General features: G+C 72.7%; 23 protein-coding genes. 15 read left to right on the top strand and 8 right to left on the bottom strand.

The genetic code is table 11. The features are described from left to right. Positions 1-60: 60 nt before the first annotated feature. From BLW76_RS13235 to BLW76_RS13220, 4 genes are all read left to right on the top strand, one after another. Complete coding sequence (locus tag BLW76_RS13235; protein WP_091306768.1) at positions 61-1,365, top strand: GGDEF domain-containing protein; 1,305 nt, start codon at positions 61-63, stop codon at positions 1,363-1,365. A gap of 70 nt (positions 1,366-1,435) precedes the next feature. Then, a complete protein-coding gene (locus tag BLW76_RS13230; RefSeq protein ID WP_208613282.1) occupies positions 1,436-2,038 on the top strand; it encodes a TetR/AcrR family transcriptional regulator in 603 nt (200 codons plus the stop codon). Continuing rightward, positions 2,035-2,691, top strand: coding sequence for a VC0807 family protein (locus BLW76_RS13225; RefSeq protein ID WP_091306764.1), 657 nt, complete (start codon positions 2,035-2,037; stop codon positions 2,689-2,691). Before BLW76_RS13230 ends, BLW76_RS13225 begins: the two co-directional genes overlap by 4 nt. Beyond that, positions 2,684-4,012, top strand: a complete 1,329-nt coding sequence (locus tag BLW76_RS13220) for an FAD-dependent oxidoreductase (RefSeq protein ID WP_091306761.1) — start codon at positions 2,684-2,686, stop codon at positions 4,010-4,012. The genes BLW76_RS13225 and BLW76_RS13220 overlap by 8 nt, the downstream gene beginning before the upstream one ends. A gap of 166 nt (positions 4,013-4,178) precedes the next feature. Here the strand turns inward: BLW76_RS13220 and BLW76_RS13215 are convergent, their stop codons facing one another. From BLW76_RS13215 to BLW76_RS13205, 3 genes are read right to left on the bottom strand one after another with little or no spacing between them, the layout of a single operon-like run. After that, entirely contained in the window at positions 4,179-6,488 is a 2,310-nt protein-coding gene (locus BLW76_RS13215) for a [protein-PII] uridylyltransferase (RefSeq protein WP_091306759.1), read from the bottom strand. Between the two features lie 9 nt (positions 6,489-6,497). Then, on the bottom strand, positions 6,498-6,836 hold the full coding sequence (locus BLW76_RS13210; RefSeq protein ID WP_091306756.1) for a P-II family nitrogen regulator: 339 nt from the start codon (positions 6,834-6,836) through the stop codon (positions 6,498-6,500). Then, a complete protein-coding gene (locus BLW76_RS13205; RefSeq protein ID WP_167384594.1) occupies positions 6,833-8,218 on the bottom strand; it encodes an ammonium transporter in 1,386 nt (461 codons plus the stop codon). The genes BLW76_RS13210 and BLW76_RS13205 overlap by 4 nt, the downstream gene beginning before the upstream one ends. Positions 8,219-8,391: 173 nt before the next feature. Here BLW76_RS13205 and BLW76_RS13200 point away from each other — a divergent pair, with 173 nt between their 5' ends. Continuing rightward, positions 8,392-9,243: a putative RNA methyltransferase gene (locus tag BLW76_RS13200; protein ID WP_341866486.1), complete on the top strand. Its 852-nt coding sequence runs from the start codon at positions 8,392-8,394 to the stop codon at positions 9,241-9,243. Then, positions 9,240-9,866 carry a (2Fe-2S)-binding protein gene (locus BLW76_RS13195; protein ID WP_091306750.1) on the top strand — a complete coding sequence of 209 codons (627 nt, stop codon included), beginning with the start codon at positions 9,240-9,242 and terminating at the stop codon, positions 9,864-9,866. Before BLW76_RS13200 ends, BLW76_RS13195 begins: the two co-directional genes overlap by 4 nt. On the opposite strand, the gene BLW76_RS13190 is transcribed toward BLW76_RS13195, so the two are convergent. Together BLW76_RS13190 and BLW76_RS13185 are read right to left on the bottom strand one after the other, a co-directional pair. After that, complete coding sequence (locus BLW76_RS13190; protein ID WP_091319345.1) at positions 9,863-10,717, bottom strand: sigma-70 family RNA polymerase sigma factor; 855 nt, start codon at positions 10,715-10,717, stop codon at positions 9,863-9,865. The genes BLW76_RS13195 and BLW76_RS13190 overlap by 4 nt on opposite strands. Positions 10,718-10,799: 82 nt before the next feature. Further along, positions 10,800-11,708, bottom strand: a complete 909-nt coding sequence (locus BLW76_RS13185) for a LysR family transcriptional regulator (RefSeq protein WP_208613532.1) — start codon at positions 11,706-11,708, stop codon at positions 10,800-10,802. Positions 11,709-11,778: 70 nt separating this feature from the next. On the opposite strand from BLW76_RS13185, the gene BLW76_RS13180 reads away from it, so the two are divergent. After that, positions 11,779-12,597 (top strand): SDR family NAD(P)-dependent oxidoreductase, encoded by an 819-nt coding sequence (locus BLW76_RS13180; RefSeq protein WP_091306746.1) that lies wholly within the window; start codon positions 11,779-11,781, stop codon positions 12,595-12,597. A 6-nt stretch (positions 12,598-12,603) separates the two neighbouring features. On the opposite strand, the gene BLW76_RS13175 is transcribed toward BLW76_RS13180, so the two are convergent. Beyond that, positions 12,604-13,041, bottom strand: a complete 438-nt coding sequence (locus tag BLW76_RS13175; protein ID WP_167384593.1) for a VOC family protein — start codon at positions 13,039-13,041, stop codon at positions 12,604-12,606. A 75-nt stretch (positions 13,042-13,116) separates the two neighbouring features. Between BLW76_RS13175 and BLW76_RS13170 the strand changes: the two genes are divergently transcribed. From BLW76_RS13170 to BLW76_RS48475, 4 genes are all read left to right on the top strand, one after another. After that, entirely contained in the window at positions 13,117-14,403 is a 1,287-nt protein-coding gene (locus tag BLW76_RS13170) for an O-acetylhomoserine aminocarboxypropyltransferase/cysteine synthase family protein (protein WP_091306741.1), read from the top strand. Beyond that, the gene (locus BLW76_RS13165) at positions 14,400-14,876 is read left to right on the top strand and encodes a CoA-binding protein (protein WP_091306739.1); all 477 of its coding nucleotides are present in this window, start codon (positions 14,400-14,402) and stop codon (positions 14,874-14,876) included. The genes BLW76_RS13170 and BLW76_RS13165 overlap by 4 nt, the downstream gene beginning before the upstream one ends. Positions 14,877-14,911: 35 nt before the next feature. Continuing rightward, positions 14,912-15,661 (top strand): MBL fold metallo-hydrolase, encoded by a 750-nt coding sequence (locus BLW76_RS13160; protein WP_091306737.1) that lies wholly within the window; start codon positions 14,912-14,914, stop codon positions 15,659-15,661. 114 nt (positions 15,662-15,775) lie between these two features. Continuing rightward, the gene (locus BLW76_RS48475; RefSeq protein ID WP_167384592.1) at positions 15,776-15,949 is read left to right on the top strand and encodes a hypothetical protein; all 174 of its coding nucleotides are present in this window, start codon (positions 15,776-15,778) and stop codon (positions 15,947-15,949) included. Here BLW76_RS48475 and alc read toward each other — a convergent pair. Both alc and allB read right to left on the bottom strand, forming a co-directional pair. After that, entirely contained in the window at positions 15,946-16,947 is a 1,002-nt protein-coding gene (alc, locus tag BLW76_RS13155; protein WP_091306734.1) for an allantoicase, read from the bottom strand. The genes BLW76_RS48475 and alc overlap by 4 nt on opposite strands. Positions 16,948-16,960: 13 nt before the next feature. Continuing rightward, positions 16,961-18,289, bottom strand: coding sequence for an allantoinase AllB (allB, locus tag BLW76_RS13150; protein WP_091306731.1), 1,329 nt, complete (start codon positions 18,287-18,289; stop codon positions 16,961-16,963). 128 nt (positions 18,290-18,417) lie between these two features. On the opposite strand from allB, the gene BLW76_RS13145 reads away from it, so the two are divergent. The 4 genes from BLW76_RS13145 to pucL are packed head-to-tail and all read left to right on the top strand — an operon-like array spanning position 18,418 to position 20,597. Further along, positions 18,418-18,894: a helix-turn-helix domain-containing protein gene (locus BLW76_RS13145; protein WP_091306729.1), complete on the top strand. Its 477-nt coding sequence runs from the start codon at positions 18,418-18,420 to the stop codon at positions 18,892-18,894. A gap of 55 nt (positions 18,895-18,949) precedes the next feature. Next, complete coding sequence (gene uraD, locus BLW76_RS13140) at positions 18,950-19,399, top strand: 2-oxo-4-hydroxy-4-carboxy-5-ureidoimidazoline decarboxylase (RefSeq protein WP_091306727.1); 450 nt, start codon at positions 18,950-18,952, stop codon at positions 19,397-19,399. Further along, positions 19,396-19,713 carry a hydroxyisourate hydrolase gene (gene uraH / locus BLW76_RS13135; protein ID WP_091306725.1) on the top strand — a complete coding sequence of 106 codons (318 nt, stop codon included), beginning with the start codon at positions 19,396-19,398 and terminating at the stop codon, positions 19,711-19,713. The genes uraD and uraH overlap by 4 nt, the downstream gene beginning before the upstream one ends. Before the next feature lie 2 nt (positions 19,714-19,715). Further along, the gene (gene pucL / locus BLW76_RS13130; protein ID WP_091306722.1) at positions 19,716-20,597 is read left to right on the top strand and encodes a factor-independent urate hydroxylase; all 882 of its coding nucleotides are present in this window, start codon (positions 19,716-19,718) and stop codon (positions 20,595-20,597) included. The last annotated feature ends 98 nt before the right edge of the window (positions 20,598-20,695 follow it).

Raw genomic sequence — 20,695 nt, 5'->3', positions numbered from 1 at the left:
CGGTGTGGTGGGGTGGATGCGGATCGTCGGATCACCCAGGGGAGTTGCACCGCCTTGAGTATGGACGGCGCCCGTCCGGCCCAACCCCGCGCGGGACGGATCCGTGGGGCGTTGAACCCTGCTCACTGGACCCTCTGGCAGCAGCGCGGATCGCTGATCTTCTACTGCTTCCTCGTCGAGTCGGTCGCGCTCGCCGCCACCGTCTGGACGGCGCTGGCCGTGCCCGTGCGGGCTTGGGACCTGGCCGTCTTCGGCGTCCTCGCCGGGCTTGGGGTGCTGCAGGCCGAACTCGGCCGGCAGGTCGAACGCGTCCGGCGGCTCGTGTCGGACACCCCGCACATCAACCTGACGTCGGTCTGGACGTTCGCCGGGGTGCTGCTCCTGCCGCCGGCGCTCGGCGCCGCCCTGGTCGCCGTCCTGTACGTGCACCTCGCCACGCGCAGCCTGGCGCGGATCAAGCGCGTCCCGCCGTTCCGGACGACGCTGAACGCCACGCTCGTCGTCGTCACCTGCTACTCGGCCGACCTGGTGCTCGCGTGGCTCGGGGTCGGCGACATGTCCGCCGCGCTGACGGCCGGGTGGCGCGGGGTCACCGCGATCGCGCTCGCCGCGGTGACGTACTTCCTGGTCGCGGCGATCACCATCATCCCGGCGCTGACGATCACGACCCGCTCGGTGAAGGCGTTCTTCGGCGGCCTCGGCGACAACCTGCTCGAAGTCGCGACGCTCTGCCTGGGCATGCTGACGGCCCTGACGCTGGCGACGCTGCCCGCGCTCACCCTGGCCATCGTGCCGCCGCTGCTGGTGCTGCACCGGGCGGTGCTGATCAAGCAGCTGGAGATCGCGGCGACGACCGACGAAAAGACCGGCCTGTTCAACACGACCGGGTGGCACCTGCTCGCTTCACGCGAACTGGCCAGGGCGCAGCGCCACACGCACGGCACGTTCGGCGTGCTGATGATCGACCTCGACCACTTCAAGCTGATCAACGACAGCCACGGTCACCTGGCGGGCGACACGGTGCTGCGCGCGGTGGCCGCGACGATCAAGAGCGCCGTCCGCGACTACGACTCGGTCGGCCGCTTCGGCGGCGAGGAGTTCGTGGTCCTGCTGCCGGACATCGGCCCGGCCGCGGTGCTGGCGGTGGCGGAACGCATCCGCTCGGCGATCGAGGGCCTGCGGGTCGAATACGAGGACGACAGCCGCGTCCGTGCGATCGACGGCCTGTCCGCCTCCATCGGCGTCGCGACCTACCCGGACGGCGGCACGGCCGTCGACCGGCTGCTGCAGGCCGCGGACAAGGCCCTGTACCGGGCCAAGGACGCGGGCCGCAACCAGGTCGTCGAAGGCACCGCATCCGCCTGAGCAAAGCCCCCGAATCCGGGCTCTGACCTGGCGACTTGTCGAATTTGCTTGATTGAGCTAAATTTTGCTCATGCGAGCAAGAACCTTCACCGAGTCCGGCCGGCGAGCACAGATCGTGCGAGCGGCGATCGCCGTGATCGCCGAGGCCGGGTACGCGAAGGCGTCCTTCAGCCGGATCGCGAAGCAGGCGGGCCTGTCGAGCACCGGCATGATCAGCTACCACTTCGCGGGCAAGGACGACCTGCTCAAGGCGTGCGTCACCGAGATCGAAGAGATCACCGGGGCGTTCATGCAGCCGCGCATCGACGCCGCCGTCGGGCACGTCGCCCAGCTGCGCGCCTTCGTCGAGGCGAACGTCGAGCTCGTCGGCGAGCACGCCACCGAGCTGCGGGCCCTGATCGACCTCGTCAAGAACGCCGGCTCCCGGAGCGACGCCGTCGACGGGCGGCTCGCGCTGTTCGAAGAGCACTTCCGCACCGGGCAGGCAGCCGGCGTCTTCGGCGCCTTCGACGCCCGGATCACGGCGCTCGCCTTGACGACCGGGCTCGACGCCGTCGTCGCCACCGCGGCGGCGAACGTGCCCGAGCCCGCCGAACTCACGCGCATCGGCCGCGAGCTCGCCGACCTCTACGTGCGGGCGACCGCACCCGAATCCACCGGGGGACCCGAATGACGACCGAGCAGGAAACCGACGCCGGGCTGCGGCGGGTCGTGCGCGCCAACGTGCGGAACGTCGTGTTCGAAGTGATCGTGCCGATGGCCCTGTTCTACGGCCTGCGTGCCGCGGGCGTGAGCCAGTGGTGGGCGCTGATGGCAGGCATCGTGGTGGCCGCGCCGTACGTGGTGTGGACGATCGCCCGCAACCGCAGGATCGACCTGGTCGCCCTGGTCACGCTCAGCGTCCTGGTGCTGTCGGTCGTGCTCGGCCTGCTGTCGGACGACCCGCGCACGCTGGTGATCCGCGAAGGCTGGACGGCGGCGCTGGGCGGCCTCTTCGGCGCGTGGATGCTGGTGTCGGTCTTCGTCGGCCGTCCCGCGCAGCTGACGCTCGGCCGCACGATCGCCGAGGTCAAGCGCGGCGCCGAGGGCGCGGACGCGTGGGCGGCCCGCTGGGACACCGACGCCCGGTTCCGGCGCGGGCTGCGGATCGACACCGCCGCCTGGGGCGCGGTGCTGCTGGGCAGCGCGGTGCTGCACGTCGTGCTCGTCTACGCGCTCCCGATCGACCTCATCGCGCTGGTCACCAACCTGGCCTGGTTCGGCGCGCTGGGCCTGCTGATCGCCTGGCACGTCTGGTACCTCCGCAAGGAGAACCTCGATGCCTGACGTCCTGGTCGCGGGCGCAGGGCCGACCGGCCTGCTGACGGCGTTCGAGCTGGAGCGCGCCGGGGTCGACGTCCTGGTGCTGGAACGCGCCCCGGAGCCCGCCACGCAGTCGAAGGCCCTCGGCCTGCAGCCGCGGTCGGTCGAGGTGCTGGCCGACCGGGGCCTGCTCCCGGCGATCGAGCCGCACGTGCGGGCGAAGCTGCCCGCCGGGCACTTCTCCGGCGTCCCGATCGACTACCGCGACCTGCCGACGCGCTTCCCGTACCAGCTCGGCGTGGAGCAGGTCCACGTCACGGCGGCGATCGAGGCCCGGCTGCGCACACCGGTGCTGCGCGGCGCGGCCGTCACCGCCGTCGCCCAGGACGACGCGGGTGTGACGGTCACCGCGGGCGGCCGCGAGCACCAGGCCGGCTGGCTGGTCGCCGCCGACGGCGGGCACAGCACGGTCCGGACGCTGCTGGGTGCCGCGTTCCCCGGCCGCCCGGCGCGGACCTCACTGGTCGTCGCCGACGTCACCCTGGCCGCCAAGCCCGCCAGGCTGGCCGAGGACTGGACGTTGCCGTCGTCGGGGTCGGGCTACCTGCTGCCGCTGTCCGGGGGCCGCTACCGCACGATCGTGTACGGCGAGGAGCAGCACCGGCTGGGCCGCGACGCGCCGGTCACGGCCGGCGAGGTGCAGCGGGCGCTGACCGCGGCGCACGGGCCGGACGTCGTCCTGGGCGAGGTGCTGTGGGCGTCGCGGTTCGGCGACGCGTCCCGGCAGCTGGAGCGCTACCGCCACGGCCGGGTGCTGTTCGCCGGCGACGCGGCGCACATCCACCTCCCGGTCGGCGGCCAGGGGCTGAACCTGGGCCTGCAGGACGCGGCCAACCTGGGCTGGAAGCTGGCGGCGACGGTCCACGGCACGGCACCGGACGGGCTGCTCGACAGCTACCACGACGAACGCCACCCGATCGCGGCGCGGGTGCTGGTCAGCACGAGGGCCCAGGCAGTGCTGGGCGTGCCCGACCCGGACGCGGCGGCGGTCCGGGCGGTGGTCACGGAGCTGCTGGCGGTGCCCGAGGCCCGCCGCGCGGTCGCCGCGGAGCTGTCGGGCCTCGGCGTGACGTACGCGGGGGTCATCGGACGGGCGGACGACCCGGCGGGCCCGGACGGCCGCGCGGTCCTGGTCGGCGCCGCGGTGCCGGCGGGGTGGACCGGACGGGTCGAGGGCCGCGAGGGGGCGGCACCTCGGCTCGTCCGGCCGGACGGGTACGTCGTGTGGGACGGCGGGCCGGGCCTCGACGAGGCCCTGCGCCGCTGGGTCGGAGCGCCCGCCTAGCCCCATGCGCCCCAATGTGGCGTTCGGTGCGTCCAGCGCACCCAATGTGGCGTTCGGTGCATCCAACGCACCCAATGTGGCGTTCGGTGCATCCAGCGCACCCAATGTGGCGTTCGGTGCGTTGGACGCAACCAACGCCACATTGGGGCGTTTGGGGCCGAGCCGGTCAGGAAGCTGCGGCCAGTACTGCCTGCTCCACCTCGCGGCGCCAGCCCGGTTCGATGCGGCCGCTCTTCGGTGTCACCGCGAACGAGTCCACCACCGCGCCGCCCAGCGTTGATGCCTTGGCCCAGCGGACCTCCGCGCCGCAGCGGCGCAACGCGCCCGCCACCCGGAACAGCAAGCCGATCCGGTCGGCCGCGCGAAGCTCCAGGACCACCGTGTCCGGGCCCGTCGTCTCGTCGTCGAACCACAGCACCTTCGGCGCCACCGGAGCCGGCGACCCGTAGTCGCGCTCCTTCGCCGCCAGGCGTTGGGTCAGCGGCAAAGTGCCCGCCACCGCGCGGGCGAACTGCTCGCGCAACAACGTCGCGTCCGGCAGTGACCCGAACTTCGGCGACGCCGTGAACACCCCCGCCCGGCCGCCGTCGTGGCCGCGCAGGACCGCCGAATGGACCTCCAAAGAATTCAAGGCCAGCACGCCCGCCGCCGGGGCCAGCAGCTCCGCCCGGGCCGGGACCGCCAGCAGGACCGTCACCACCTTGCCGTGCGAGCTGATCCGGATTTCGCCCGTGCCCGACGCCGCCGCCGAGGCGACGAGCTCGCGTTGTTCGTCGTCCATCGGCGACGGGGCCGTGAACCCCTTGCCGTGCAACACTTCCTCGCAGCCCGACACCAGCTCCGCCAGCAGCCGGGCCTTCCAGTCCGTCCACACCCCCGGGCCGGTCGCCAGTGAGTCGGCCTGGGTCAGCGCGTGCAGCAGCTCGACCAGGACGATGTCGCTGTCCAGGGTCTTCACCACGCGCGCCACCGTCGCCGGCTCGCTGATGTCGCGCCGCGTCGCCGTGTGCGGCAGCAGCAGGTGGTGGCGGACCATCGACGACACCGTGGCCGCGTCGGCCGCGGACAGCCCGAGCCGGGCCGCGACCTGGGCCGAGATCTTGGCGCCCAGCTCGGAATGGTCCGCGTCGCGGCCCTTGCCGATGTCGTGCAGCAGCGCGCCGATCAGCAGCAGGTCCGGCCGCGACACCGTGGTGGTCAGCTTGGCCGCCTCGACGCAGGTGCGGATCAGGTGCCGGTCGACCGTCCACTGGTGCACCGGCGAGCGCGGCGGCAGGTCGCGGACCGCGCCCCACTCCGGGAACAGCCGGGACCACAGGCCCGTGCGGTCGAGCGACTCGACCGCGTCGACCAGGCCTTCGCCCGCGCCCAGCAGCTCGACCAGCGCGTTCAGCGCTTCGGCCGGCCACGGCGCGCGCAGCTCCGGCGCCGACTCGGCCAGCGCCTTGAGCGTGCCGAGCGCGATCGGCTTGCCCGTGCGGGCCGACGCCGCCGCGACGCGCAGCAGCAGCGCCGGGTCCTTCGCCGGAACCGCGTCGCGGGCCAGCGCGACCTCGTTCCCGTGCAGCACCACGTTTTCCGCCAGCGGCGTCCGCGAAGGACGCCGCCCGAAGCGCGACCGTGGAGGCTCCACAGTGGACCGGAGCGCGACGTCCAGCGCGTACGCGATCGTGCGGCCCGCTCCGGAAAGCTTGCGGGCCAGCGTGAACCGGTCGCCGAAGCCGAGCTCGGCGGCGACCAGTTCGGCCTCCGGCGCGGACAACACGTCCCGTTCGCGCCGGATCTCGCGCCGCAGCTCGGTGCGGACGTCGAGGAGGAGTCCCTTCGCTTCCAGGAGTTCCTCGCCCGGACGCGCGGTGAGCTGCGCCGCGGCCAGTGCTTCCAGGACGGCGAAGTCCCGCAGCCCGCCCCGGCCGTGCTTGAGGTCCGGTTCGGCGGACTGCGCGATCTCGCCGCTGCGCGCCCAGCGCTGCCGGACCGACGCCGTCATGTCCGGGATCTGCTTGCGCGCCGTGCGCCGCCACTGGTCGCGCGCCGCGGACACCAGGCGGCCGCTCAGCTCGGCGTCCCCGGCGAGGTGCCGGGCGTCGAGCAGGCCCATGGCCACGCGCAGGTCCTCCGAAGCGACCTTCAGCGCCTCACCCGGCGTGCGGACCGAGTGGTCGAGCCCGACTTTCGCGTCCCACAGGGGATACCAGAGCGCGTCCGCGATCTCGCCGACGCCGCTGTTGCCGTTGTGCACCAGCAGCAGGTCGAGATCGGAGAACGGCACCAGCTCCCGGCGGCCGAGCCCGCCCACGGCGACCAGCGCGACACCCGGTTCCGCGGTGTCGACGCCGGCCGCCGAAGCTCCCCTGCCCAGCCAGAACTCGTAGAGGTCGACCAGGGCCGCCCGCAGTGCGGACGCCCCCAGCCTCCCGTGCCTGCCCTCGAGCAAGCGCTCGGTGGCCTTGACCAGTTCGCCCCCGTCGGCCATCCCAGACGCCTATAGAGCGTCCGTGCCGCGCTCGCCGGTCCGTACCCGGATGACGGTCTCCACCGGCGTCACCCACAGCTTGCCGTCACCGATCTTGCCGGTGTGGGCGGCCGTGGTGATGGCCTCGAGGACCTTCTCCACGTTCGTGTCGTCGGTGACGACCTCGACCTTCAGCTTGGCCACGAAGTCCACCGAGTACTCCGCGCCGCGGTAGACCTCGGTGTGGCCCTTCTGCCGGCCGTAGCCCTGGACCTCGCTGACCGTCATGCCCAGTACGCCCAGCTGCTCCAGCGCGGAGCGGACGTCGTCGAGCGTGAACGGCTTGACAATCGCCGTGATGAGCTTCATGCCTTGCTCTCCTCGAGTTTCGCGGCCGGGGTGGACTTGACCGGGATGGTGTTCGGGTGGCCGAGACCACCGCCCGTCCCGGTGAAGTCGTAGGCGCTCTCCGCGTGCTGGGCTTCGTCGATGCCGCTGACCTCGTCCTCGGCGCTGACGCGGAAGCCGCCGGCCTTCTTGATCACGAAGCCGATGATGAAGGACAGCACGAAGGAGTACGCGAGCACCGCACCGGCAGCCGCGGCCTGACGCCCCAGCTGGGTGAGCCCGCCGCCGTAGAACAGGCCGTCCGCGCCGAGCGCGTTGACGCTCGTGGTGCCGAAGAAGCCGATCAGCAGCGTGCCGACGATGCCGCCGACCAGGTGGACGCCCACGACGTCGAGCGAGTCGTCGAAGCCGAACTTGAACTTGAGCGAGATGGCCAGTGCGCAGACCGCGCCGGCGATGAGGCCGATCGCGATGGCCCCGAGCGGGCTCACGAAACCACACGCCGGGGTGATGGCGACCAGGCCGGCGACCGCGCCGGAAGCCGCGCCGAGGGTGGTCGGCTTGCCGAACTTGATCTGCTCCACGACCAGCCAGCCAAGCACCGCGGCGGCGGTGGCGACGGTGGTGTTGGTGAACGCGACGGCGGCGAGGTCGTTGGCGGCCAGCGCCGAACCCGCGTTGAAGCCGTACCAGCCGAACCACAGCAGCGAGGCACCGAGGAGCACGAACGGCACGTTGTGCGGACGGCCGGTGTCCTTCGGCCAGCCCTTGCGCTTGCCGAGCACGATGGCGAGGGCGAGACCCGCGGCACCGGCGTTGATGTGGACCGCGGTACCACCGGCGAAGTCGAGTGCCTTGAGGTTGTTGGCGATCCAGCCGCCGACCGAGTTCTCACCGATGAAGCCGTTGAAGGAGAACACCCAGTGCGCGACCGGGAAGTACACGACCGTCACCCAGACGACGACGAACAGCGTCCAGCCCCAGAACTTCGCGCGGTCGGCGATGGCGCCGGAGATCAGCGCGGGCGTGATGATCGCGAACATCAGCTGGAACATCACGAACGCGAGGACGGGCAGGCCGTCCGGACCCGGCCAGGCGACCGCCGGCGTGGTGTCGGTCGCGGCGACCGCGAAGCCGGCGAGCTTGCCGAAGGTGTTTTCCAGCCCGGCGAAGTGGAAGTTACCGAGGAAGCCTCCGAACGCGTCGTCGCCGAAGGACATCGTGAACCCGTAGAGGGCCCACAGCACCCCCACGACGGCCAGCGCGATGAAGTTCATCATCAGCATGTTCAGGACGCTCTTCGCGCGGACCATGCCGCCATAGAAGAACGCCAGTCCTGGGGTCATGAGCATGACCAGCGCGGCGCTGGCCAATACCCACGCGGTGTCTCCTGCGTTCAGCACATCGTCCTCCCGTGCCCTGGGTTCGTGCGTTGGCAGTTTTGGCGCGCGGTGTTTCACGGGGCGGCTCGTGAGGTTTCGCCCGCGTGAACTGTCCGCGCCCCGTTGTTACGGCCAGGTTTCCCAGGACCCCTCCTGGAGTGTCCGGTTGCGAAACGTCGTGGTCGAATACCTCCATGACACCGGCCGACCACGGGAATGACCCACTGCCACCCCCGGTGGTGGCGGCCTTGCGGTGTTCGGTCTGCGGTGACCCGATCGGCGCAGCGGGACGCACGCTGCGTTGCGGGAACCGCCACTCTTTCGATCTAGCGCGACAGGGTTACGTGAACCTGTTGCACGCGCGAATCCCGGCCGGGACGGCGGACACCGCGCCGATGGTGGCGGCGCGCGCGGACTTCCTCGCCTCGGGCGCCTACGCACCCCTCGCCGACGAACTGGCCCGCGTCTGCGCGGAGGCCGGCGGACTGGTCGTCGACGCCGGCGCGGGCACGGGCTACTACCTCGCGCGCGTGCTGGAGGCGTCGGAGGCGTACGGCCTCGCGCTGGACGTCTCGGCGGTCGCCCTGCGGCGGGCGGCCCGGGCCCACCCGCGGCTGGGCGCGGCGGTGTGGAACCTGTGGGAGCCGTGGCCGGTGGGCGACGGCGTGGCGTCGGTCGTGCTGAACGTCTTCGCGCCGCGCAACGGCCCCGAGTTCCACCGCGTGCTGCGGCCGGACGGCCTCCTGGTCGTCGCCGCGCCCGCCCCGGACCACCTGCGCGAGCTCGGCGACCTGGTCCTGGCCGTCGACGAGCGCAAGGACGAGCGTCTCGACGCCACCCTCGGCGAGTACTTCACGCGCACCGGGCGCACCGAGGTGCGGCGCGAGGTCGAGCTGACGCCGCGGCAGGTGCGCCAGGCCGTCGAGATGGGGCCGGCGGGGTTCCACCTGGACCGCGACGGCCGCCGGGAACGCCTTGACGCGCTGAGCGAGCCGCAAGCCGTCACGCTGTCGTTCACCGTCTCCACGTACCGGAGGAAGGGGTGAAGCCCGACTGGACCGTGTCGGCCGCCCGGCTCGCGGACGAGGACTGGGTGCGGGCCCGCATCGGCGGCGCGGCGAAGCTCTACGGCTGCGCGCGGCCCGAGGTGCTGGGGACGATCTGGTGGTACTCGCTGTCGTCGGTCCTCGTGGCCCCGGCGGTGGCAGGCCTGGTGGCCGGGCAGCCGGTGGATCCGTCGCTGGACGCCGTGGAGCTCGACCTCGTCGCCGACGGGCGGTTCCTGGGCGCCCGGTCCACCCGCGCCCTCGACGGCGGCCTCCCCGAGCTCGGCGCCGCGCTCACCGGCGCCCTCGGCACGGCGATCGCCACCATCGCCGCCGTCAGCGGGGCGCGGGAGCGGGCGCTGGGCGCGATCGCCACCGACTCCATCGGCAACCGGCTGCTCTGGACGCCCGACCCGGAACGCGCGATGGCCCTCGCCGAGCCCCTGGTCGCCGCGATCGACCTGGGCCTGCCGAAGCCGCGCTTCGTGCGCGTCGGCCGCACCCCCGCCGTACGGCGCGCTTCGTGCTGCCTGATCTACGAAGTCGGCAACCCCAAGTGCGTGAGCTGCCCGCGTCAGACACCGTCAGAGCGCGAAGCACGCCTTCGCGCCGCACTGGGTTAGAGCACCGCCAGCTCCAGCGCGGCCAGCCGCTCCGGATCGGCGATGACCTCGATGCCCGTGATGCGGTCGGCGTCGACTTGGAACTTCAGGACCACCGCGAGCCGTCCCTCGCGGACCATGAGCAGGCCCGGCGTGCCGTCGACCAGGGCGAGCTCGCTGGCACGGGCCCGTTCGGACGCCAGAATCGCGCCGCGGCGCACGCTCTCGACGCCGCGCAGCACGATCGGCGCCGGGCTCGGGCCGGCGAACCGGTCGGCGTGCAGCACCACATCCGGGTCGAGCAGGGCCAGGAGGGCTTCGAAGTCACCGCCGCGGGACGCCGCCAGGAAGGCTTCCACGACCTTGCGGCGCCGGGGCAGGTCCGCGTCGGCCGCCTCGCCACCCTTCACCCGGCGACGGGCGCGGCTGGCGAGCTGCCGGGTGGCGGCCGGGGTCTTGCCGATCACCGGCGCGATCTCGTCGAAGGGCACCGCGAACATGTCGTGCAGCACGAACGCGACGCGCTCGGCCGGGCCCAGCGCGTCGAGGACCACGAGCAGCGCCAGCCCGACGGAGTCGGCGAGTTCGGCCTCCTGCTCCGGGTCGCGGCGGTCGTCGTCCGGCTCGGGCTGCCCGTCGAGGGGCTCCTCGCGGTGGGTGCGGCGGGTGCGCAGCAGCGACAGGCAGATCCGGGCGACCACCGTGGTCAGCCACGCGGGGAGGTTGTCGATCTCGCTCGCGTCGGTGCGGTGGAACCGCAGCCAGGCCTCCTGGACCGCGTCGTCGGCTTCGGCCGCCGAACCCAGCATCCGGTAGGCGACCGCCCGCAGCCGCGGCCGCTCCTGCTCGAACCGCTCGGTCAACGCGTCCACTGTGTCCGGTTCCTTCCGTTCGCCGTCGTAGGAGTAGACCCCACGGCGGCGGCCGATGTGACCGGAACGGGAGTGATCCGGGTCATCCGGCGGCGACGCGGCGCAGGACGTCGGCCAGCAGCGCCGCGGGTTCGGGCACCGGGCCGGGGAGGCGCGCCAGCACCACCCGCCGCCGCTCGGCCGGGCCACCGCGCACGGCCAGCACCCGCACCCCCGGCGGCACGGCCTCGGCCAGCGAGGCGGGCAACGTCGTCAGCCCGCAGCCCGCGGCGACCAGGTTCAGCTTCGCCAGCCAGTCGCGGGCGGTGTGGGCGATCTCGGGACGCTCGTCGAGGCCCGGCCACACGCCCATCAGCGTCCCCTCCCCCGCCGACGGCGCGGCGATCCAGCGCTGCCCGCGCAGGTCCGCGACGTCGACCGGGCCGGCGCCCGCCAGCGGGTGGCCCGCGGGCACGGCGAGGCAGAGGGTGCGCTCGGCGAGCGTCTCCAGGCGCAGTGCGGGCGTCTCGGCGTCCGGCGGGCGGAACGGCGGGGCCGAGCCGAGCACCGCCAGGTCGATCGTGCCCGCGCGCAGCGCCCGGACGAGGACCGGTGTCGTGCCTTCCCGGGTGACGACGGTGACCGCGGGGTGTGTCCGCCGCAGTTCGGCGACGGCGCGGGGCACCAGCACCGCGCCCGCGCTGGGGAACCAGCCCAGCCGGACCGTCCCGGCGTCGGCGGGCAGCCCGGCCAGCTCGCGCCCGGCGGCGTCGATCTCGTCGAGCACCGCGACGGCCCGCCGCAGCACGACGTTCCCGGCGGCGGTGAGGCGCACGCCGCCGGGCCGCCGTTCCAGCACGGGCGTCCGGGTGACCCGTTCGAGCGACGCGATCTGCCGCGACACCGCGGACTGCGTGTAGCCGAGCGCCGTCGCGGCCGCGGTCAGGGTACCGCGCTCGGCGACCTCGCGGAACACGCGCAGGGCGAGCAGGGTGACGTCGCCGAAGTCCATGACGTTCACGCATACCAGGGTTGCTCGATTCTCGCTGTTCGCATGGCTCGGACCGGCTTAGCGTGCGGGTATGACACGCATCGCCGTGGTGACCGGGGCCAACCAGGGCCTCGGCTTCGCCCTCGTCCGCGGGCTCGCCGCCCGCCTCGCGCCCGAAGACGTCGTGCTGCTCACCGGCCGCGACGCCGGCCGGGTGGCCGCGGCGGCCGCCGCCGTCGCCGCCGATCCCGCGACGCGCAGCCGCGTCGAAGGCCACGTCCTCGACGTCTCCGACGCGGCCGCGGTCGCGCGCTTCGCCGAGCCGGCCGACATCGTGATTTCGAACGCCATCGGCCCGCTCGACCCGGGCCGCCCGCAGGCCGAGCAGGCCGACGTCTTCATCGACGTCGCCAACGGCGGCACCCACGCGGTGCTGCGGTCGTTCGGGCCGGTGCTGCGGCCGGGCGGGCGGCTGCTGGTCGTGGCCAGTTCGCTGGGCACGCTGAACCACCTGCCCGAGCCGTTGCGGCCGCGCTTCGACGGCGTCTCGCTGGACGACGTCGAGAAGGCGGTCGAGGACTGGCGCGCGGCGATCCACGACGGCACGGCCGCCGCGGCGGGCTGGCCGGAGTGGATCAACGTGCCGTCGAAGGTGGCCCAGGTCGCGGCGGTCCGCGCGGTGGCGGCCGAGCGCCGGGACGCCGACCTGGCGGAGGGCACCCTGGTGGCGGCGGTCTGCCCCGGCCTGGTCGACACGCGGGCGTCGCGGCCCTGGTTCAGCGACTTCAGCCAGGCGCAGACGCCGGACGAGGCCGCACGGGCGGTGCTGGACCTGGTGTTCGCGGAGCCGGATCCGGCGACCTACGGCGAGCTGGTCCGGTTCGGCCGGGTGCTGCCGTGGCGGAGCTGACCCGGTTCACAGCACGCAGAACTCGTTGCCCTCCGGATCCGCCATCACGAAGTGGTCGGGACGGCCGTCCAGCCGGTGTTCGCGCAGGACGTTCGCCCCCGCGGCGGTGAGCCGGGCGACCGCCTCGACGACCCGCTCCCAGCGCGTCTCCCACGGCACGTCGCGCCCGCCGCCGGCCTGGACGTCCAGGTGGAGGCGGTTCTTCGCGACCTTGCCTTCGGGCACCTTGAGGAAGCTCAGGCTCGGCAGGACGCCCTCCGGGTCGGTCAGGTACGCGCCGTCGTCCCACTCCGCCTCGGGCACGCCGTGCTCGGCGAACCACGCTTCCCAGCTCGCGAACCCGGCCGGGGGCGGCCGTTCGATGTAGCCGAGGGCGACCGCCCAGAACCTCGCCAGCGCGCGGGGGTCCGCGCAGTCGATCGTCACGCTCCAGCGCACCGTCACGGACTCAGAGCGTAGCCGCGCCCACGCCCTGAGAGGCGTGTCATCCGGGGGATTCTGCGGTTACCGTGGGCTGCGATGAGTGAACGCAGCTGGGGCTTCCGCACCCGCGCCCTGCACGCGGGCGGCACGCCCGACCCCGCGACCGGCGCCCGGGCCGTCCCGATCTACCAGACCACGAGCTTCGTCTTCGAAGACGCCGCCGACGCCGCGAACCTGTTCGCGTTGCAGAAGTACGGCAACGTCTACAGCCGGATCGGGAACCCGACCGTGGCTGCCTTCGAAGAGCGGATCGCCAGTCTCGAAGGGGCGATCGGCGGGGTCGCCGCCGCCAGCGGGCAGGCCGCCGAGTTCCTCACCTTCAGCGCGCTCACCGAAGCCGGCGACCACATCGTGTCCGCGAGCGGCCTCTACGGCGGCACCGTCACCCAGCTCACCGGCACGCTCCGGCGCTTCGGCGTCGAGACCACCTTCGTCAGCGGCGGCATCGACGACTACGCCGCCGCGATCACCGACCGGACGCGGCTGCTCTACACCGAGGTCATCGGCAACCCCGGCGGCGGCATCGCCGACCTCGCCGCGCTGGCCGACCTCGCGCACGCCCACGACATCCCGCTGGTCGTCGACGCCACCCTCGCCACGCCGTACCTGTGCCGCCCGATCGAGCACGGCGCCGACATCGTGCTGCACTCGGCGACGAAGTTCCTCGGCGGCCACGGCACGACGCTCGGCGGGATCGTCGTCGAGTCCGGGACGTTCGACTGGGGCAACGGGAAGTTCCCGCGGATGACCGAGACCGTCGACAGCTACGGCGGCCTCCGCTACTGGGAGAACTTCGGCGAGTACGCCTTCTGCACGCGGCTGCGCGCCGAGCAGCTGCGTGACATCGGCGCGGTCCTGTCGCCGCACTCGGCTTTTCTTCTGCTGCAAGGGGTCGAGACGCTCCCGCAGCGGATGGACGCGCACGTCGCGAACGCCAAAGCCGTCGCCGAGCACCTGCACTCGGATCCACGGGTGGCCTGGGTGTCCTACGCCGGGCTGCCGTCGCACCCGCACCACGACCTCGCGCGGAAGTACCTGCCCGCGGGACCCGGTGCGGTGTTCTCCTTCGGCATCGACGGCGGCCGCGCGGCGGGCGAGAAGTTCGTCGAGTCGGTGGAGCTGCTGTCGCACCTGGCGAACGTCGGCGACGCGCGGACGCTCGTCATCCACCCGGCGTCGACCACGCACGCCCAGCTGTCGGAGGAGCAGCTCGCGGCCGCGGGCGTCGGCCCCGACCTGATCCGGCTGTCGGTGGGCCTGGAGGACGTCGACGACATCCTCTGGGACCTCGACCAGGCGCTCGGCAAGGCGGTGGCCGGATGACGTACGACGTCGGCGCCGTCGAGCGGCGGGCGATCCTGCGGCGGACGAAGTCGGTGACGCTGGTCGGCGCGTCGGCCAACCCGGCGCGGCCCAGCTACTTCGTCGCGACCTACCTGCTGTCGTCGACGCGCTACGAGGTCACCTTCGTCAACCCGCGGCTGGACACGCTGTTCGGGAAGCCGGTGTACGCGTCGCTGAAGGACGTCCCGGGCGAACCGGACCTGGTCAGCGTCTTCCGCAGGCACGACGACCTGCCGCAGGTGGCCGAGGAGGTCATCGACGCCGGCGCGCGGACGCTGTGGCTGCAACTCGGGTTGTGGCACGAGCCGGTGGCCGACCGGGCGCGCGCGGCGGGCTTGGACGTCGTGATGAACCGGTGCGTCAAGATCGAGCACGCGCGGTTCGCCGGTGGATTGCACCTGGCCGGGTTCAACACGGGCGTGATCAGCTCGCGGCGGCAGTCGGCGCCGTAGGGAAGACCACGGCGGCTGCCGCTGTTGGCCCGGGTATGACTTTCGGGATCACGTTCTCCGGCGGCCCGACCGCCCTCCTGGAGCTGGGCGGCGTCCGGCTGCTCACCGACCCGACGTTCGACCCGCCCGGCGACCACCCGATCGGCGAGCGCGTGCTGGTCAAGACCGAGGATTCGGCACTGACCGAGGAGGCGGTCGGGGCGGTGGACGCGGTGCTGCTGTCGCACGACCAGCACCCCGACAACCTCGACGACCGCGGCCGCGCGTACCTGGCGACGGTGCCGTTGACGCTGATCACGCCGAGCGGGGCCGAGCGGCTCGGCGGGACGGCGCGGGGCCTGGAGCCGTGGGAGTCGACGCAGGTCGGGGCCCTCACCGTGACTGCGGTTCCGGCGCTGCACGGGCCCGCCGGAGCGGCACGGCTCACCGGGGACGTGACGGGGTTCGTGCTGACCGGCGACGGGCTGCCGACGGTGTACGTGAGCGGGGACAACGCGTCGGTCGGCCTGGTGCGAGAGATCGCGGAACGGTTCCGGGTGGACATCGCGGTGCTGTTCGCCGGCGCGGCCCGGACGCCGTTGTTCGACGGGGCACCGCTGACGCTGACCAGCGTGGACGCGGTCGAGGCCGCGAAGGTGCTCGGGGCGGCGAAGGTGGTTCCGCTGCACTTCCGGGGCTGGGGACACTTCAGCGAGGGACCGGACACGCTGCGGGAAGCCTTCGACGCGGCGGGGCTCGCCGACCGGCTCGTGCTGCTCGAACCCGGGCAGCGCGCGGAGGTCTGACGCGGCTGTTCTCCGACCCTATGGCTAAGTGCCTCATCGATGTCGCAGTTGGCCATAGGGTCGGAGAACAGGGCACAACGCGGGGCCGGACAGGGGCCGTGAGAGGCTGGCGGCATGGCCAAGCCGACCCCGCTGCAGTTCCGGAACCTCCTCGTCGCCGCCCTTGCGGCGGCGGGCTTCGTCTGGAGCGTTGTCGTCGGCATGCAGTGGTGGGTCAGCGCGATCGTCGGCTGCGCCTGCGTGCTGTCGCTGGCCTCCGCCTACCTCAACCGGCCCGGCGCGAACTAGCGCGTCTTGTCGAACCGGGCCTTCAGGTTCGTCCGGCCCGCTTCGGTGAGCCGGCCGAACAACCGCAGCCGTGCCAGGCCGCCGTCCGGGTAGATGTCGAGGCGGGCCTCCGACACCTCCGGGCCGTCCGGGAGCGCGAACCGGTGGCGCGTGTCCGGCTGCAGCCGCGTCTTCGGCAGCAGCGGAACCCACTCGCCGTACGTCTCCCGGCCGCTCACCGACGCCCAGCCCGGCGCGTTCCCCTTCAGGTTGCTCGTGTCCAGCTCGACGAACCGGACGATCCCGGCGCCCGCCAGCCGCAGCGTCACCCAGTCGTTGCCGTCGTCGCGACGGCGGGCCGTCTCCCAGCCCTCCGCCTGGTGGGCAGCCAGGCCCGGCGACAGGATGTTGTTCGGCGACGAATAGAACCGGTTGCTGCAGCCCGTGACGATCGCGCCGTTCTCCAGCGCCGCCAGGTCGAGGGCGTCCAGGTCGAGCAGGGCCGGGTCCGGGATCGGCGCGCCGTGGACGCGCAGGCGCGCCACTCCCCCGTCCGGGTGCTGCGTCAGCCGGACGTGCGTGTAGCGCCGCGAGCCGTTGACCGCGTAGAAGTTCTCCGTGTGGCCTGACGCCGGGGCGCGGTCGACCAGGACGTCCCACTCCGCCGCGGCCACCTCCGCCGCCGACGGGTAGCCCGGAAGCGACGTCGCTTCGACCGAGACGAACGGCGGGTAGTTGCCCTTGAAGAACGCCGTGTCGACGATGACGCCGGTGACCGTACCGGCCAGGCCGAGCCGGACGATGGCCTGGTCGTCGCCCGGTTCGCGGTGGCGGCGGGTCTCCCAGCCGTCGTAGACCTGGCCCTTCGGGCCGAACGTCTCCGCGCGGTGCGCCGGCACCCACGGGTTGACCAGGTTCTCCTTCTCGGCGAACAGCTCGTCGGTCGCCCACATCACCGTGCCGCCGAAGCGGCGGGAGGCGAGGTCGGGCAGTTCTGTCCACTCCGGACGGTCGGACACGACGGTCTCCCTTTCAGCAGTTGCCCCGGGTGAGCAGCGCGCCGCGCGGCTCGTCGCCGGTGATTTCGGTGCCCCGCAGCCAGGTCGAGCGCACGACGCCGGCGAGCGGCCGCCGGTCGTAGGCGCTGACCGGGTTGCGGTGCTTCAGTTTCGCGACGTCGACCACGAACGCCTCGTCCGGCGCGAACACGCAGAAGTCGGCGTCGTAGCCCACCGCGAGGTGGCCCTTGCGGCGCATCCCGGCCTGCGCGGCCGGGCGCTCGGCCATCCACCGGACGACGTCGGGGAGCGCGAACCCGCGTTGCCGCGCCTGCGTCCAGATCGCCGGCAGCCCCAGCTGCAGGCTGGAGATCCCGCCCCACGCCTGGCCGAAGTCGCCGCTGTCGAAGCGTTTCAGCTCCGGCGTGCACGGCGAGTGGTCGCTGACGATCGTGGCGATCACGCCGTCGGCGAGGCCCTGCCAGAGCAGCTCGCGGTTGGCCGCCTCGCGGATCGGCGGGCAGCACTTGAACTGCGTGGCGCCGTCGCGGATCTCCTCGGCGACGAAGCTGAGGTAGTGCGGGCAGGTCTCCGCCGACAGCCGGACGCCGTCACGCCGCGCCGACGCGATCAGCGGCAAAGCGTCCGAAGAGGACAGGTGCAGGATGTGCGCCCGCGCGGAGTGGCGCCGGGCCGCGTCGATCACCTGCGAGATCGCGAGGTTCTCGGCTTCGCGCGGCCGCGACTGCAGAAAGTCGACATAGCGACCGCCGTGTGGTTCGGGTGCGTCGTCGATCTCGTGCGCGTCTTCGGCGTGGACGATCATCAGCGCGTCGAAGGAACTCAGCTCCCGCAACGCTTCGTCGAGCCCGGCCGGGTCGAGCGGCGGGAACTCGTCGACGCCGGAGTGCAGCAGGAAGCACTTGAAGCCGAACACCCCGGCGTCGTGCAGGCCCCGCAGGTCGCCGACGTTGCCCGGGATCGCGCCGCCCCAGAACCCGACGTCGACGTGCACCCGGCCGGCCGCCGCCTTGCGCTTGACCTCCAGGGCCGCGACGTCGACGGTCGGCGGCAGGCTGTTCAGCGGCATGTCCACGATCGTGGTCACCCCGCCCGCCGCGGCCGCGCGGGTCGCCGTCTCGAAGCCTTCCCACTCGGCGCGGCCGGGGTCGTTGACGTGAACGTGCGTGTCGACCAGTCCGGGCAGCAGCACGACGTCGTCGCCGAGGTCGAGGACGCGGTCGCCGGCCAGCGCCGTGCCGGCGGGCTCGACCGCGACGATCCGGCCGCCGTCGACGCCGACGGTCGCCGGGACCTCGCCCTCGGGCGTCACGGCCCGGGCGGCGCGCACCACAAGATCCATCCGAAGCCCTTCGTCGGGAGGAATGACACCGCCGATTTCACAGAACGGAAAGGCGGTTTCGCACAACGACAGTAACCACGGCGCGCGCCGCTCGTCAACGACGGACGTCGCGCGTTACGGTCATCTTCGTGCGGCTAGAAGCGGAGTTCACCAGCGAACCGTTCCACGGCGAAGGTTCGCCGCCCGAACACGCCGTCGCCGCCAGGGACGCCGCCGCGGAAGCCGGGCTGGACACCGATTTCGGCCCGCTCGGCACCCTCGCCCGCGGCGACGCGAAGGAGCTGCTCGAAGCCCTCCCGGCCATCGCGAAGGCGGCGCTGGACGGTGGCGCCACGCGGGTCACGCTGCAGCTGCGCCGGGCCGACGACCCGGGCAGCGCGCCCGTCGTCGAGCTCAACGACGCCCTGGCCCGGCTGATCGCCGACGTCGAACGGGAACTGGGCGCCAGACTGGGCGAACTCGACCGCGCGGGCAAGCAGCGCGCGGTGCGGCTGCTGCGCGAACGCGGCGCCTTCGGCCTGCGGAAATCCGTCTCGTCGGTGGCCGACGCGCTGGGCGTCACGCGGTTCACCGTCTACAACTACCTCAACCGGGAAGCCGACTGACCAGGTCTTTCAACAAAATGTTGACGGAACTCCGGCGCCGACGTACGGTCAGCCCGTGCTGCTCACCGAGTTCAACACCACCGACGTCCGGCCGCTGCTGACGGAGTGCCTCGCCGTGCCCCGGTGGGTCGACGCCGTGCTCGCCGGGCGCCCGTACGCCGATCTCGACGCGCTGAAAGCCGCCGCCGACCTGCCGCTGAACAGCGACGAGATCCGGCAGGCGATGGCCGCGCACCCGCGGATCGGAGAGAAACCCGCGGGCGGCTTCGCGCGTTCCGAACAGTCCGGTGTGGACAATCCGGACGCGTTCGCCGCGGCGAACGCCGAGTACGAAGCCAAGTTCGGCCACGTCTACCTCGTCTGCGCCGGCGGCCGCAGCGGCGACGAGCTGCTGAAGATCCTCCGCGAACGGCTGCACAACGACCCGGCGACCGAACTGGCCGTCGCCGGCCGGGAGCTGCTGAAGATCGCCTCGTTGCGGCTGACCAAGGCGGTGGCGGCGTGAGCCTCGTGACGACCCACGTCCTCGACACGGCGGCCGGGCGCCCCGCCGCGGGGATCGCCGTCCGGTTCGAGACCGCCGAGGGCGAGCTGATCGCCGAGGGCCGCACCGACGCCGACGGCCGCATCCGCGACCTCGGCCCGGAAACCCTTGCCCCTGGCAGCTACCGCCTGGTCTTCGACACCGGCGCCTACCTGGGCCCGGCCGCGTTCTTCCCGGAGGTCGCGCTGACGTTCCGGATCTCCGACCCCGCGGCGCACCACCACGTGCCGCTCCTGCTCAGCCCGTTCGCCTATTCGACCTACCGAGGGAGCTGACCGTGGCCATCACCCTGGGCCCCAACCAGTACGGCAAGGCGGAGGTCCGCCTGGTCACGGTGCGCCGCGACGGCCCGGTGCACCACCTCAAGGACCTGACGGTGTCGACGTCGCTGCGCGGCGAGCTGGCCGCGACGCACCTGACCGGCGACAACGCCGGCGTGCTGGCGACCGACACGCAGAAGAACACGGTGTACGCCTTCGCGAAGGAGGCACCGGTCGGCGAGATCGAGGACTTCGGCCTGCGCCTGGCCAGGCACTTCGTGGGCACGCAGGAGAACATCACGGGCGCCCGGATCAAGATCGACGAGCACGGCTGGGACCGGATCGCGGTCGGTGGTTCGCCGCACGACCACGCGTTCAGCCGCTCCGGCAACGAGCGGCGCACGACCGCGGTGACGGTGCAGGGCGGCCGCGCGTGGGTGGTGTCCGGCATCGACGGCCTGACGCTGCTCAAGTCGACCGGCTCGGAGTTCCACGGCTTCCCCCGCGACCAGTACACGACGCTCGCCGAGACCGGCGACCGCATCCTGGCCACGGCCGTCACGGCCCGGTGGCGCTACCAGGGCGAGGAAGCCGACTGGGCGGAATCACACCGCGAAGTCCGGCGGGTGATGCTGGAGACGTTCGCGACGAAGCACAGCCTTTCGCTGCAGCAGACGCTGTACGCGATGGGCGCGGCGGTGCTGGAGGCCCGCCCGGAGGTGGCCGAGGTTCGGCTGTCGCTGCCGAACAAGCACCACTTCCTGGTGGACCTGAGCCCGTTCGGGCTGAAGAACGACAACGAGGTGTTCTACGCGGCGGACCGGCCGTACGGGTTGATCGAGGGCACCATCCTGCGCGACGACGCCGAGGACCCGGGCCCGGCCTGGGACCTCCACTGAGCGGTGGAGCCGTCGCCGACGCACTGAAAGAGTCGTTCATGACGTCCGACGTCATGAACGACTCTTTCATGACGTTTCGGACCCGCGCCCACAGCCCG

It is taken from the genome of Amycolatopsis tolypomycina, from assembly GCF_900105945.1.
Taxonomy (GTDB): Bacteria; Actinomycetota; Actinomycetes; order Mycobacteriales; family Pseudonocardiaceae; genus Amycolatopsis; species Amycolatopsis tolypomycina.
This window is presented reverse-complemented; position numbering and strand designations above follow the sequence as displayed.